Here is a 12,310-nt window from a genome sequence, read left to right on the forward strand (position 1 = left end):
GCCTATGTCTGAAGCCTCTCCCGCCAGCACCCTGGGTGTGCGCAACTACCTGCTGGGTCTGCAAGAGCGCATTACCAGCGCCATCGCAGCCGTGGACGGCGGCAGCTTCCTGAGCGACGCCTGGGAAAAGGCGCCTGGCGAGCCGCTGCAGGGCAATGGCATCACCAAGATTCTGGAGGGTGGCGCCGTGTTTGAGCGCGCGGGGTGCGGCTTTTCGCATGTGCGCGGGCCCAAGCTGCCGCCCAGCGCCACGCAGCACCGCCCGGAGTTGGCCGGTGCACCGTTTGAGGCCATGGGTGTTTCTCTGGTGTTTCACCCGCGCAACCCCTATGTGCCTACGGTGCACATGAATGTGCGCATGCTCGCGTCACGCAACCCGCAGGGCGAGGAAGTGTGTTGGTTTGGCGGGGGCATGGATCTGACGCCTATCTACGGTTTTGAAGACGACGCGCGGCACTTCCACCAGACCTGCAAGGATGCGTTGGAGCCCTTTGGTGACGACAAATACCCGCGTTTCAAGACCTGGTGTGACGACTACTTTTTTTTGAAGCACCGCAACGAGCCGCGTGGCGTGGGCGGTATCTTTTTTGACGACTTTTCGGAATTGGGCTTTGAGCGCAGTCTGGCGATGCTGCAGTCAGTGGGCGATGCGTTCCTGGCGGCCTATCTGCCTATCGTGGAGCTGCGCAAGGAGATGGCTTACACCCAACGCGAGCGCGATTTTCAGCTCTACCGCCGGGGTCGTTATGTGGAATTCAACTTGGTCTGGGACCGGGGCACGCACTTCGGCCTGCAATCGGGCGGGCGTACCGAGTCCATCCTGTTGTCCATGCCGCCGCATGCCACCTGGGCCTACCAGTCGGTGCCGGAAGCTGGCTCTGCCGAGGCCGCGTTGTACAGCCAGTTTCTGGTGCGACGGGACTGGCAGTGAGCTCTTTGGCGAATCAGCCCAGAAACATTGGCGTGTTCGGCGGCTCGTTTGACCCGCCACACCGCGGTCACGTGGCGCTGGCCGAGGCGGCGATTGCACAGTTGCAATTGGATGCCCTGCACATCATTCCCACAGGCGAGGCGTGGCACAAAGCGCGCACGCTCACACCTGCAAACCACCGCCTGGCGATGGCCCAACTGGCCTTTGCCGATGTGGCACGTGTGGTGGTGGATGAGCGCGAAATCCGCCGCACCGGCCCCAGTTACACCGTGGACACTTTGCATGAGCTGCAGCAGGAAAACCCGGGTGCGCGCCTGTACCTGCTGATCGGCGAAGACCAGGCCCGGGCGCTCACGACCTGGATGCGCTGGGAGGAGATCGTCCAGCTTGCTATAATTTGTGTAGCTGCTCGCGCAGATTCTGCCGGTTCTGGAGGGTTATTTAATGCCCCATCCCAGCCCGGTTTCCCGGTTCAGCGGCTGGATATGCCGCCCGTTCCGGTCAGCGCGACGGATATTCGCCAGCGTATTGCTGCGCACCAGAGCGCAACACCTCTGGTTTTTGAATCCGTTGCGCGTTATATTGACCTCCATCACCTCTACCAGACCGCCTGATGACTACATCTACCGTTGCCAAAAAAGATACCCAGAAACTCCAACGTGCCATCGTCGACGGCCTGGAAGACGTCAAAGCCCAGGACATTGTGGTGTTCGACACCGAACACCTTTCCGCCCTGTTTGAACGCGTGATCATTGCCTCCGGCACCAGCAACCGCCAGACCAAGGCGCTGGCCGCCAGCGTGCGCGATGCCGTGCGCGACGCCGGTTTCCCCAAGCCCCGTGTCGAGGGTGAGGCCAATGGTGAGTGGATCATCGTGGACTGCGCGCAGGCCGTAGTGCACATATTCCAACCCAATTTCCGCCAGTACTACCACCTGGAAGAGCTGTGGGGCGAGAAGCCCGTGCGTCTGAAATTGGGCTCTGCCAAGCCCGAAATGCGCCAGGCTGAGAAGCCTGTTGTTGCCAAGACCCCTGCCAAGAAGGTGCCTGAACCCAGCATGCGCCGTTCCAGCGCGGCCAAGAAGGGTGTGGAAGAAGCATTCCCCTCCAAAGCCGCACTGCGGAAAGCCGCTGGCAAGGCTGCTCCAGCCAAGAAGGCTCCCGCAAAGCGCGCAGCCCCCAAGGCGCCAGCCGTTAAAACTGCAGCCAAGACCCTGGTGGTGAACGCGCCAGTGAAGACGGTTGCCAAAACTGCAGCGGCCAAGCGCGCGGCTACCAAGAAACCCGCTGCCCGCAGAGTCTGATAGCCCGTGAGGCTGCTGATTGTTGCGGTGGGCCAGAAAGTCCCGGACTGGGCCCAGACCGCGTGGGACGACTACGCCAAGCGCTTCCCGCATGAGCTCAAGGTCGAACTCAAGACGGTGAAAACCGAGCCACGCGGCTCCAAGACTGTGGACCAGCTCTATGCGGCGGAGCGCAAGCGCATAGAAGAGGCCATCCCGAAGGGCACCCGTATCGTCGCGCTGGATGAGCGCGGTACCAACCTGCGCACCACGGCGCTGGCCGAGCGGCTCACGGAATGGCAGCTGGGCGGTGGTGATGTGGCGTTGGTCATCGGCGGCCCGGACGGGCTGGATCCGGAGTTTCGCCAGGCTGCGCATGAGCGCATCCGTCTGTCCGACCTGACGCTGCCGCACGCCATGGTGCGCGTGTTATTGATCGAACAGCTTTACCGCGCCTGGTCCATCAACGCCAACCATCCCTACCATCGCGAGTGACTGTGATACCCGACTTCATTTATTTGGCATCGCAAAGCCCGCGTCGCCGTGAGCTGTTGACGCAAATGGGCATCTCGCACCAGTTGCTGCTGCCTACACCTGACGAAGATGCCGAAGCGCTGGAAGTGGTGTTGCCGCAGGAGGTGCCCAAGGACTATGTGCAGCGCGTTACTGCTCTTAAATTGATAGCTGCTCGAGCACGTCTGGAAAGGGCTGGAGGCCAAAAGGCACCGATATTGTGTGCGGATACCACCGTGGCGCTCGACCAGGCCATTCTGGGTAAGCCGGAAGATGCGAACGACGCCAAACGCATGTTGCGTGCGCTGTCGGGCCGCTCGCACCGCGTTTTCACCGCCATTGCGATTGGCTGGAGCGCACAGACCGTGCAGGCTTGCAGTGAGTCACAAGTCACATTTGCCGAACTGAGCGATGCAGCAATCGACACCTACGTGGCCAGCGGTGAGCCCATGGGCAAGGCCGGCGCGTACGCGGTGCAGGGCAGGGCGGCGGCGTTCATATCGCACATCAGCGGTTCGTACTCTGGCATCATGGGCCTGCCGCTCTTCGAGACGGCACAATTGCTCCAAGAGCTCCAGAATTCGCGCTAGACACGATGCAACAAGACATTCTGATCAACTGGTCCCCGCAGGAAACCCGCGTCGCCATCGTCGAGCATGGCGCCGTGCAGGAGCTGCATGTGGAGCGCACGCTGGAACGCGGGCTGGTGGGCAATGTTTACCTGGGCAAGGTGGCGCGTGTGTTGCCCGGCATGCAGTCGGCGTTTATTGACATTGGTCTGGAGCGCGCCGCTTTTCTCCACGTGGCCGATGTGTGGCATCCGCCGCTGGAAGGCGAGTCGCTGACCGCATCACGCAATGCGCAGGTGCAGATCCCCATCGAGAAGCAAATTTTTGAAGGCCAGGCCCTGATGGTGCAGGTCATCAAGGACCCGATTGGCACCAAGGGCGCGCGCCTGTCCACGCAGATCAGCATTGCCGGGCGCCTGCTGGTGTTTCTGCCGCAAGACGACCACATTGGTGTCTCGCAAAAGATTCCACCGGCACAGCGCGACGAGCTGCGCAACCGCCTGCAAGCATTGTCTGGCCCGCATGGTGGTGGTTTCATTTTGCGCACCAATGGCGAAGACGCGTCGGATACCGAATTGGGCGATGACATTGGCTACTTGCGCAAGGCCTGGGCACGCATCAAGGACGCGTCCGTGCGTCTGCCTCCACAAAGCCTGTTGCACCAGGACTTGAGCCTGTTGCAGCGTGTGCTGCGCGATCTGGTGGGCGAGGGCACCCAAACCATCCGCGTAGATTCGCGTGAGCAGTTTGACGCGTTGAAGGCCTTTGGCGCCGAGTTCATGCCGATGGCGGCCGAGAAGCTGCAGCACTACAAGGGTGAGCGGCCGATTTTTGACCTGTACTCCATCGACGAAGAAATTGCCAAGGCATTGGCGCGCCGGGTGGAGCTCAAGTCCGGTGGTTACCTGATCGTCGACCAGACGGAGGCACTGACCACGGTGGACGTGAATACGGGTGGTTTTGTGGGTGCGCGTAATTTTGACGACACCATTTTCAAGACCAACCTGGAAGCCGCGCAGGCGATTGCGCGCCAACTGCGCCTGCGCAACCTGGGCGGCATCATCATCGTGGACTTCATCGACATGGCGCGTGAAGACCACCGCGACGCCGTGTTGGGCGAATTCAAGAAACAACTCGCACGCGACCGCGTAAAAACCATGGCCGGTACCTTCTCGCAACTGGGCCTGGTCGAGATGACGCGCAAGCGCACGCGCGAATCGCTGGCGCACATGCTGTGCGAGCCGTGCGCCGCCTGCGAAGGCAAAGGCATCGTCAAGACCGCGCGCAGCGTGACCTACGACATCTTCCGCGAGATCCTGCGCGAAGCGCGCCAGTTCAACCCGCGCGAGTTCCGCGTAGTGGCATCGCCCAAAGTGATCGAACTATTCCTCGACGAAGAAAGCCAACACCTGGCAGGCCTGTCCGAATTCATCGGCAAACCGGTTTCGCTGCAAAGTGAAGCGGCGATGGGGCAGGAACAGTACGACATTGTGTTGTTGTGATGGTGGCGCGTGACTGAACGTTTGCGGATCGCCGTATTGAGCCGGAACTTTGCCACCACGGGAGGTGGCGCAGAGCGCTATTCGATTGCTCTGGTGGAAGAACTGGCGGCGCGCCATGAGGTGCATGTGTTTGCGCAGACGATTGCGCACGACTTTCCGGGCATAAGCTACCACCGCATTCCCATGCCGCTGCAGCGGCCGCGCTGGATCAACCAGATCTACTTTGCCTGGAAAACTTGGCGTGCCACGCGCACGGGTTTTGACATCGTGCATTCGCATGAAAACACCTGGCATGGCAACGTGCAGACCGTGCATGTATTGCCGATCAAGCACAACCTGCTTGTCGGGCGCGCCGGTTGGCGACGCATGCTGCGGTGGATGAAGGTGATGACCAGCCCACGTTTGTTAACTTATCTGGGGCTGGAAGCAGCACGGTATCGTCCCCGTACCGGGTTGCGCGTGGTGTTGACTTCTCGAACACTCATGGATGTGATGCGGGTGACTTACCCCGAAGCCAGCCCCATGATGCACATTATTGCGCCTGGTGTGAACGAGATAGAAGGGCGCGTATCCCCTAAAGTCCAGGTTAGTGCTCGTCAGGGTCTAGGGTTGCCGTTAGAAGGCCCCTTGTTTCTTTTTGTGGGGAACGATTTTTACAAAAAAGGGCTGCCTACACTGCTCAAAGCAATGGCGCGGCTGCCCACGCAGGTGCACCTAGCGGTAGTAGGGAATTCGGCCCATATGCAAGCGATGCAAGCTTTGTCCACTCCGTTGGATGGGCGCGTGTATTTTTTAGGATCACTGTCTGAAATGGGTGAGGTCTACCGTGCCGCGGATGTGTTGGTGCATCCGACGCAGGAAGACACGTATGCCATGGTAGTGTTGGAGGCCATGGCACATGGCTTGCCGGTGGTGGTCAGCAGCCAAAAGTATTGCGGCATTGCAGCGGAATTGTGTGATGGTTCCGAAGCAATGCTGCTGCAAGATCCGAAGGATTCTGAGGAGCTTGCGAATACCTTGCGCCTGATTCTGAACAACCCTGCGCTCAATCAATCCCTGTCGGAGAATGGATGGGCGTTTGCCCAACGGCAAACATGGGCTTCGGTGGCTAAAGCGTATGAGCGCATTTTTAAAGAGACAATTCCTAGCGGATAAAGGCTTATGGGGCAATCGCACATACCAATATTGATGTACCACCAAACAGAGGAAGCGCCGCCGAAAGGGGCCCCCATGCGTGGTTTGGTGGTTGCACCTGAGACATTGAGGCGTCATATGGGTGCTTTGGCCCGGTTGGGTTATCGGGGCCTATCCATGAGCGGTCTGGAGCCCTATTTGCGTGGTGAAAAGCGGGGGAAAGTGTTTGGCATTACCTTTGACGATGGATATGAAAATAACCTTATCCACGCGCTGCCTGTCTTGACGCACTTTGGGTTTTCGTCCACTTGTTATGTGGTCGCAGGGATGGTGGGACAAACAAATCGCTGGGATGCTGAAAAGGGTATTGCGCAGATTCCTCTGATGGATGCCGAACAACTGCAGTCCTGGGTAAATGCGGGGCAAGAGGTAGGCTCTCACACAGTTTCACATGCCATGCTGGCAACGCTAAACGCGGAACAGCAAGCTGCAGAAATCCAGCAGTCCAAGGTAATGCTGGAGTCCATGGTGCAACAACCTGGAGGGGTACGACATTTTTGCTATCCCTATGGTTCTTTGAACGAAGCTTCTGTCACTGCAGTGCGTACAGCGGGTTATGCAACGGCGACCACAACCGAACGTGGACGTGTAGTGTTGAATGGCGCGCTGGATGTTCTGCGCTTGCCCCGTGTTCTGGTAAGTCGTACAACAGCATGGCCGCAACTGGTATGGAAATGTATGACAGCATATGAGGACGAGCGCAGTTCGAGATACGCAAAATGACGTCTACCCAGCTGCAACACAGAAACATTGCCATTGCGTTTTATGGAATCACACGCTCTCTGAAATACACCGTTGAAAGCATCCGGAAGCAGATTCTTGAACCAGCTCGTCAGGTTGGTAGCGTGCAGGTTTACTGCCACTTTTTCAAGCAATACTCCATCAACAATCCCCGTACCGGTGAGATCGGGGAACTGGACGTCGATGAATGGCAACTTCTTCAACCAGACGTTGCGCAAATTGAGGAGGTGGACACCGAAACGGAAAACCGCTATTTGGTAGATTTGCTACCGTACGGAAATGCTTGGGAAGATGATGGGCAGTCACTGCGCAATATTTTGCGGCAGTTGATTTCCTTGGAGCGCGTGACGCAAATGATCCATCAGGCGGGTGCTGCGGACATCGTCGTCTTTTTACGTGCCGACATGCTTTACCACGACAAATTTCCGTTTGCGGACTGGGTGTCTATGGTCCAACACAATACGGTAATGGTGCCTTACTGGCAATGGAGTGGAGGGTTGAACGACCGGTTCGCAGTCTGCGGGGCATCGGCATTTGTTCGCTACGGTTCACGTATTAAAAATGCTGAGCGCTATTGCGCAAGCATGAACAAGCCTCTGCACAGTGAACGGTTGCTCATGTTCACCATGATGCGCAGCCCTCTTCAACTTGCAACCATGTCCATGGGGGCCACGCGGGTAAGGAGCGATGGGGGACATGCCAAAGAAAGTTTTTCTCGGGTGAAGTTTGCAAAACGTGTGGATGGTTTTTTGCGTTGCAATTTGTACACCCGCTGCATTGCCTTGAGGAACTACATTGCAACCGTTTTTTCGGGATAGATACCCTTCATAGCGAGAAGCCTAGTTAGTTCGCAGCTATGCCGTACTCGTGCCTCAGGCCTTCTATTGAAGACCTAATGCATACAACCGCGCATATTGCCCCTCTTTGGCCAAAAGTTCCTGGTGTGTTCCCACCTCTACAACGTTCCCCGCGTTGAGAACCGCAATTCGATGGGCATGTTGCACGGTTGACAGGCGGTGGGCTATGACAATCGTAGTACGGTCACGCATCAAACGCTCCAGCGCCTCTTGCACAGATTTTTCAGATTCAGTATCCAAAGCTGAAGTCGCCTCATCCAAAATCAGGATAGGGGCATCTTTGTAGAGTGCCCTAGCGATAGCCAGCCGCTGACGTTGCCCTCCGGACAATTGCATTGCGTTGTGTCCGACCAGAGTCTCTGCCTTGAGAGGGAGGGCCTCTACATAGTCCATCAAGTTGGCAGCAGCAAGGCAAGCTTGCACCTTAGCTAAGTCAAACTCTTGGCCCAGTGCTACATTGGCTGCGATGGTGTCGTTGAGAAGCGCTACGTGCTGGCTGACCAGCGAGAAATGACTACGCAGATTGTGCAGGCTCCATTCACAAAGGGCCACTCCGTCCAGCAGGATATCGCCGGATGATGGTTCAATAAAGCGTGGAAGCAAGTTGGCCAAAGTGGTTTTGCCTGAACCAGAGGATCCCACCAAGGCTACCGTCTCCCCTGGCTGTATGTCCAGAGTGATGGCGTTCAATGCCTTTGCGTCCGAGTCGGTATAGGTGACGCTTACGTTTTTCAATTGGATAAGACCAGCGACTGAGTTTTGTTGGTGCTCGCCTCCGGATTCGTCTGGCGTGTGCTCAATCAAATGAATGCCGCGTTCAATTGCCGCCATGCCGCGTGTTATCTGATTAGCAACTTCAGACAGATGTTTGACGGGGGCTATCAGCATCAACATGGCAGTCACAAAAGCTGCAAAGCTGCCCACCGTCGTGGCATTCGAAGTACTTTGAGTCAGCGCTACCGTAATGACTGCCGCAAGTGCAATAGAAGATAACAACTGGGTTAACGGTGTCATGGCCGCTGACGCCGCCGTGGATTTCATAAAAATTCGGTTTAACGTATTGCCCAACCCTTCAAATCGCTTGAATTGGGAGTCCTGCGCAGCATAGAGGCGGATATCTCGGTGAGCGAGAACATTTTCTTCAATGACATAGGCCATCTGGTCGGTGGCCGTTTGCCCTTGCTTGACGATGCGATAGAGGCGGGCTGTCAGTATTTTCATGACCAGGGTGACGGTCGGAAACAAGCAAGCAATGATAAGAGTGAGTTTCCAATTGAGGTAGAAAAGGTATCCCACCAGTGCCAGTACCGTCATGGAGTCCCTCGCGACAGTCAATGTTGCATGCACCAACAACATCGACCCGTTCTGCACCTCGTATACAAGGGTGTTAGAAAGCGAACTTGCGGATTCATTTCTGAACAAGGACAAATCAGCTTGCAAAACCTTGGTAAACATCTGCTTGCGAATACGCAGAACACCAAGGTTGGCAATTTTGGCTAAGGACATCAGCGCAATGAAGTTGGAAATGCCCCGAACACCGAAAAGTGCGACGATGGTTAGTGGAACGATCCATAACGCAATACTGTTTTGTTGAAATCCATTGTCCAGAAGAGGTTGTAGCAGGGCCGGTATCAAAGGCTCTGTCAGCGAGAGCAGGATAGTAAAGGTTACGGCTGACAACCAGTATTTTCGGGGGGTGCTGAAATAGGGCCACAGTCGAAGCATTCGGGCCATTTGCGAGGGTTGAGTGGCTTCAGTGCTCATGATGATTCTTTGTGTTGCCGTATGCCAGCAGGAGCCCTAATGAAATGCAAAGAAAATCTCCAATCAGATCATCGTAGAGAACTGAGTTAAAAAGGCCGGTGATTACTATGCAGACCACGACCGACTGCATTGCACGTGTCGAAGGCTCTAGAAATCTCCGGGCATCCCACACCAGTGCACCCAATAGTCCAAGCAAGCATGCAAGCCCGGGCATGCCGAGTTCAACCGCCCAAAGCAAATACTCTTGGTGCGGGTTGCTGGAATTGCCTGATCCAAAAACCTGATTTGCATTGGAACCTTCAAAGCTTTTGACTGTCAGCGTCCAACTGCCAGTTCCATGTCCCTGTATTGGTGACGCTGCAATACCTTGCAGCGAACGGTGCCAAGCATTAAGTCTCCAACCAGAGGAAGAGGCAATGTCATGTTTTGCGCCATAGTTCAGGGTTTCAGCTAGGGCACGGTCTACTCCGTTCTGAACTTTCCCAGAAGTGCCGTACAAAAATACACCTAAGACCACAGGCAAGACAATCGCTGTGAAAAGTCTAATTTTGCGTGGTAAAGCCCAGTAGGCTGCCATTGCGATCATGGCAAATACCAGTAGGTAGCCCGTTCGACCAGGCAACAGCACCACGGCATCGCCCAAGAAAAGCACGGCAAGTAAAACGCCTACCCATCGGGGCCAAAGACGCTCATCCTTCAAATGCCATGCCAACGCTCCGGCGACGGCAAACATCAGAGACTGATCTATATAACTCTCGGCAAAGACGACATATTCCGAATGACCAAGTTGTACCCAGGGTGGGGTCAGTCCAAGTGCCATGGATAAAGAGCACAGCAGCACAAACGTTTGGCCTGCCATCCACACCTTGATCAGCGTGCCCGCCATGGACGCATTGCTCACCATGTAGCAGATGAGGACAATCATCAACAGTTTTGCGTGTTTGACAAATGCGGTAAGTGCAAAATCCATGGGCGCAGAAGTCCACAGGAGCCCCAGAGCGAATAGGAGCACCGACAGAATGACGAATCTGGCAGACCACAAGTGACCGAGGTGGTGGGGAATGGAATGGCCCCGCACCAGGGAAAGGGTCAGGCGTCCCCCTCCCGCTAAAAAAAGAGCAACTTTCGCCAGACTCATCCAAGCCATGGGAAGACTTGCAGCCAATGCAACAAATCCGAGAAACCCTGTCATGAGCGATCGCTTGTTTTATTCTCGAATTGAGGGGCTTGCCACGCCTGTCCATTTTGACTTTCGATGGCCTTTACATAGCGATAGAACGTGCCCTCGAAATTTCCCAGCGCAATGACAAAACCCGCCCATCCATCCAGAAAACCCAGCTTGAATAAATAGTGCTTCCAGAAAGCCCACTTGGCGTGCAGCAGTGCAGTCCACATGGAGATTTTTTTGTGTTTGATCTTTTCCGCTCCCAGTGAGGAATAGCGGTTGGCCTTGTGCATGACTTCGGCCATGTTCTTGAATGGGAACTGCCAGATCGCGTTTTGCATGTGCCCCAACGGTTTGTCCGTGAGCAACTCATAGCCCTCATGCACAGGTTTCAGGTCATAACGCATGGCATTTTTGCGAAACAACTGGGGCTGCCGGTAGTTGGGGTACCAGCCGGAATGCTTGATCCAGCGCCCCATGAAGTAGTTACGTCTCGGTGTCCAGTAGACATCCAGCGCATTGCTGTTGCCAACGATGGATTGAATCTCTGCAGCTACTTCAGGCGTGCAGCGCTCATCTGCATCCAGACTAAAGATCCATTCATGTGAGCATGCGGCAATCGCTTGGTTGCGCAATTCACCAAATCCAGTAAAAGCAACTTGCACAACTTTCGCACCGAGCCCGGTCGCGATGTCTGCCGTGCCATCTGTGCTCCATGAGTCCACCACAATCACTTCGTCAGCCCAGCGCACGCTCTCAATGGTGGCGCGTACTTTCTCGGCTTCGTTGTAGGCAATGATGTAGACGGAAATGGGGGTCATCGGTGGTGATACCATCAAAAGGGACACAACACACAGGCTGTGAAGCAAGACTACAGACCGTTGAACTTCTTGTAACAAATCACGTCATGCAGGCCTTGTAGTCTAGTTCAAAATGAAGCATTCCGATCTGATTTCCCTGGTGGTTACCACCTACAACCGCAGTGATGCCCTGCTCGCCGTATTGGGTGGGCTGGCTCAGCAGTCTGATACCGGATTTGAGGTGATCATTGCAGACGACGGATCCACTGTGCTACACCAGCAAGCTGTGTTGAACTCCGAAGTTGCGAAGCGATTGAAAATTGCCCATGTCTGGCATCCCGATGTCGGTTTCACGGCATCCCGTGTGCGCAACCGTGGTGTATCGGTTTCCGGTGGTTCTTACATCGTTTTTCTGGATGGCGATTGTGTTCCGGAGACGGACTTCGTGAGCGAACACCGGCGCCTGAGGCAAGAACGTTGTTTCGTGAATGGCAGCCGTGTCATGCTGTCCTCCGGTTGGACGCAAGAAATTCTGGCCAATGACATCGGTGTACCGGGGCAATCCATCGGTTTTTGGTTGAAACACAGGTTGCAAGGTCACGCCAGCAAATTGACAGGGCTTGTGCGATTGCCTGATTTTGCTGCACGCTGCAACGCGAACTTCTCCTGGAAGGGCATTCGCAGTTGCAATATGGGTGTTTGGCGTTCGGACTTTGTGCGTGTGAATGGCTTTGACGAGTCTTTCGTCGGCTGGGGGCATGAGGATGCCGACTTTGTTTTGCGCCTGCACAACGCAGGAGTGATTCGAAAGAACGGGTTCTGTTCTACAGAGGTTTACCACCTATGGCACCGTGAATCCAGCAGGGCGCAAGAGTCCAGAAATGCAGATCGGGTCCGCGAGCGGCAACACACATTGCAGGTATTGCCTGCAGAAGGTTATAGCGAGAGCGTGGGTGGCAAAGATATGGTTATTACGAGACTGGGATAATCGG

The 12,310-nt window shown here is 55.7% G+C and carries 13 protein-coding genes; 10 read left to right on the forward strand and 3 right to left on the reverse strand.

Annotated features, from left to right (window positions below; genetic code table 11):
* The first annotated feature begins 4 nt into the window (after window positions 1-4).
* The 9 genes from hemF (at window position 5) to RS694_RS09620 (ending at window position 7,550) form a co-directional block, all read left to right on the forward strand.
* Complete coding sequence (gene hemF, locus RS694_RS09580) at window positions 5-931, forward strand: oxygen-dependent coproporphyrinogen oxidase (protein ID WP_029707525.1); 927 nt, start codon at window positions 5-7, stop codon at window positions 929-931.
* Window positions 928-1,545, forward strand: a complete 618-nt coding sequence (nadD, locus tag RS694_RS09585; protein WP_029707524.1) for a nicotinate (nicotinamide) nucleotide adenylyltransferase — start codon at window positions 928-930, stop codon at window positions 1,543-1,545. The genes hemF and nadD overlap by 4 nt, the downstream gene beginning before the upstream one ends.
* Complete coding sequence (rsfS, locus tag RS694_RS09590; RefSeq protein WP_029707523.1) at window positions 1,545-2,234, forward strand: ribosome silencing factor; 690 nt, start codon at window positions 1,545-1,547, stop codon at window positions 2,232-2,234. Before nadD ends, rsfS begins: the two co-directional genes overlap by 1 nt.
* A gap of 6 nt (window positions 2,235-2,240) precedes the next feature.
* Complete coding sequence (rlmH, locus tag RS694_RS09595; protein WP_029707522.1) at window positions 2,241-2,708, forward strand: 23S rRNA (pseudouridine(1915)-N(3))-methyltransferase RlmH; 468 nt, start codon at window positions 2,241-2,243, stop codon at window positions 2,706-2,708.
* A gap of 5 nt (window positions 2,709-2,713) precedes the next feature.
* Window positions 2,714-3,316 carry a Maf family protein gene (locus RS694_RS09600; protein WP_029707520.1) on the forward strand — a complete coding sequence of 201 codons (603 nt, stop codon included), beginning with the start codon at window positions 2,714-2,716 and terminating at the stop codon, window positions 3,314-3,316.
* Between the two features lie 5 nt (window positions 3,317-3,321).
* Window positions 3,322-4,797 (forward strand): ribonuclease G, encoded by a 1,476-nt coding sequence (gene rng, locus RS694_RS09605; protein WP_029707519.1) that lies wholly within the window; start codon window positions 3,322-3,324, stop codon window positions 4,795-4,797.
* Window positions 4,798-4,806: 9 nt separating this feature from the next.
* Window positions 4,807-5,952, forward strand: a complete 1,146-nt coding sequence (locus tag RS694_RS09610) for a glycosyltransferase family 4 protein (RefSeq protein ID WP_051391862.1) — start codon at window positions 4,807-4,809, stop codon at window positions 5,950-5,952.
* 156 nt (window positions 5,953-6,108) lie between these two features.
* Window positions 6,109-6,714, forward strand: coding sequence for a polysaccharide deacetylase family protein (locus tag RS694_RS09615; RefSeq protein ID WP_241463991.1), 606 nt, complete (start codon window positions 6,109-6,111; stop codon window positions 6,712-6,714).
* A complete protein-coding gene (locus RS694_RS09620) occupies window positions 6,711-7,550 on the forward strand; it encodes a hypothetical protein (protein ID WP_029707516.1) in 840 nt (279 codons plus the stop codon). Before RS694_RS09615 ends, RS694_RS09620 begins: the two co-directional genes overlap by 4 nt.
* Before the next feature lie 63 nt (window positions 7,551-7,613).
* On the opposite strand, the gene msbA is transcribed toward RS694_RS09620, so the two are convergent.
* The 3 genes from msbA to RS694_RS09635 are packed head-to-tail and all read right to left on the reverse strand — an operon-like array spanning window position 7,614 to window position 11,339.
* Window positions 7,614-9,353, reverse strand: a complete 1,740-nt coding sequence (gene msbA, locus RS694_RS09625) for a lipid A export permease/ATP-binding protein MsbA (protein WP_029707515.1) — start codon at window positions 9,351-9,353, stop codon at window positions 7,614-7,616.
* Window positions 9,343-10,545 carry an O-antigen ligase family protein gene (locus RS694_RS09630; protein ID WP_076069540.1) on the reverse strand — a complete coding sequence of 401 codons (1,203 nt, stop codon included), beginning with the start codon at window positions 10,543-10,545 and terminating at the stop codon, window positions 9,343-9,345. The genes msbA and RS694_RS09630 overlap by 11 nt, the downstream gene beginning before the upstream one ends.
* Entirely contained in the window at window positions 10,542-11,339 is a 798-nt protein-coding gene (locus RS694_RS09635; RefSeq protein ID WP_029707513.1) for a glycosyltransferase family 2 protein, read from the reverse strand. Before RS694_RS09635 ends, RS694_RS09630 begins: the two co-directional genes overlap by 4 nt.
* A gap of 112 nt (window positions 11,340-11,451) precedes the next feature.
* Here RS694_RS09635 and RS694_RS09640 point away from each other — a divergent pair, with 112 nt between their 5' ends.
* A complete protein-coding gene (locus tag RS694_RS09640; protein WP_029707512.1) occupies window positions 11,452-12,306 on the forward strand; it encodes a glycosyltransferase family 2 protein in 855 nt (284 codons plus the stop codon).
* Window positions 12,307-12,310 lie beyond the last annotated feature (4 nt).

The sequence above is a fragment of the Rhodoferax saidenbachensis genome, from assembly GCF_001955715.1.
GTDB classification, from domain to species: domain Bacteria; phylum Pseudomonadota; class Gammaproteobacteria; order Burkholderiales; family Burkholderiaceae_C; genus Allorhodoferax; species Allorhodoferax saidenbachensis.

What these genes read in the sequence shown, in the direction of transcription:
- hemF (WP_029707525.1), top strand. Translation starts at nt 5, where the DNA reads ATGTCTGAAGCCTCTCCCGCCAGCACCCTGGGTGTGCGCAACTACCTG.
- rsfS (WP_029707523.1), top strand. Translation starts at nt 1,545, where the DNA reads ATGACTACATCTACCGTTGCCAAAAAAGATACCCAGAAACTCCAACGT.
- rng (WP_029707519.1), top strand. Translation starts at nt 3,322, where the DNA reads ATGCAACAAGACATTCTGATCAACTGGTCCCCGCAGGAAACCCGCGTC.
- RS694_RS09615 (WP_241463991.1), top strand. Translation starts at nt 6,109, where the DNA reads ATGAGCGGTCTGGAGCCCTATTTGCGTGGTGAAAAGCGGGGGAAAGTG.
- RS694_RS09620 (WP_029707516.1), top strand. Translation starts at nt 6,711, where the DNA reads ATGACGTCTACCCAGCTGCAACACAGAAACATTGCCATTGCGTTTTAT.
- msbA (WP_029707515.1), bottom strand. Translation starts at nt 9,353, where the DNA reads ATGAGCACTGAAGCCACTCAACCCTCGCAAATGGCCCGAATGCTTCGA.
- RS694_RS09630 (WP_076069540.1), bottom strand. Translation starts at nt 10,545, where the DNA reads ATGACAGGGTTTCTCGGATTTGTTGCATTGGCTGCAAGTCTTCCCATG.
- RS694_RS09635 (WP_029707513.1), bottom strand. Translation starts at nt 11,339, where the DNA reads ATGACCCCCATTTCCGTCTACATCATTGCCTACAACGAAGCCGAGAAA.
- RS694_RS09640 (WP_029707512.1), top strand. Translation starts at nt 11,452, where the DNA reads ATGAAGCATTCCGATCTGATTTCCCTGGTGGTTACCACCTACAACCGC.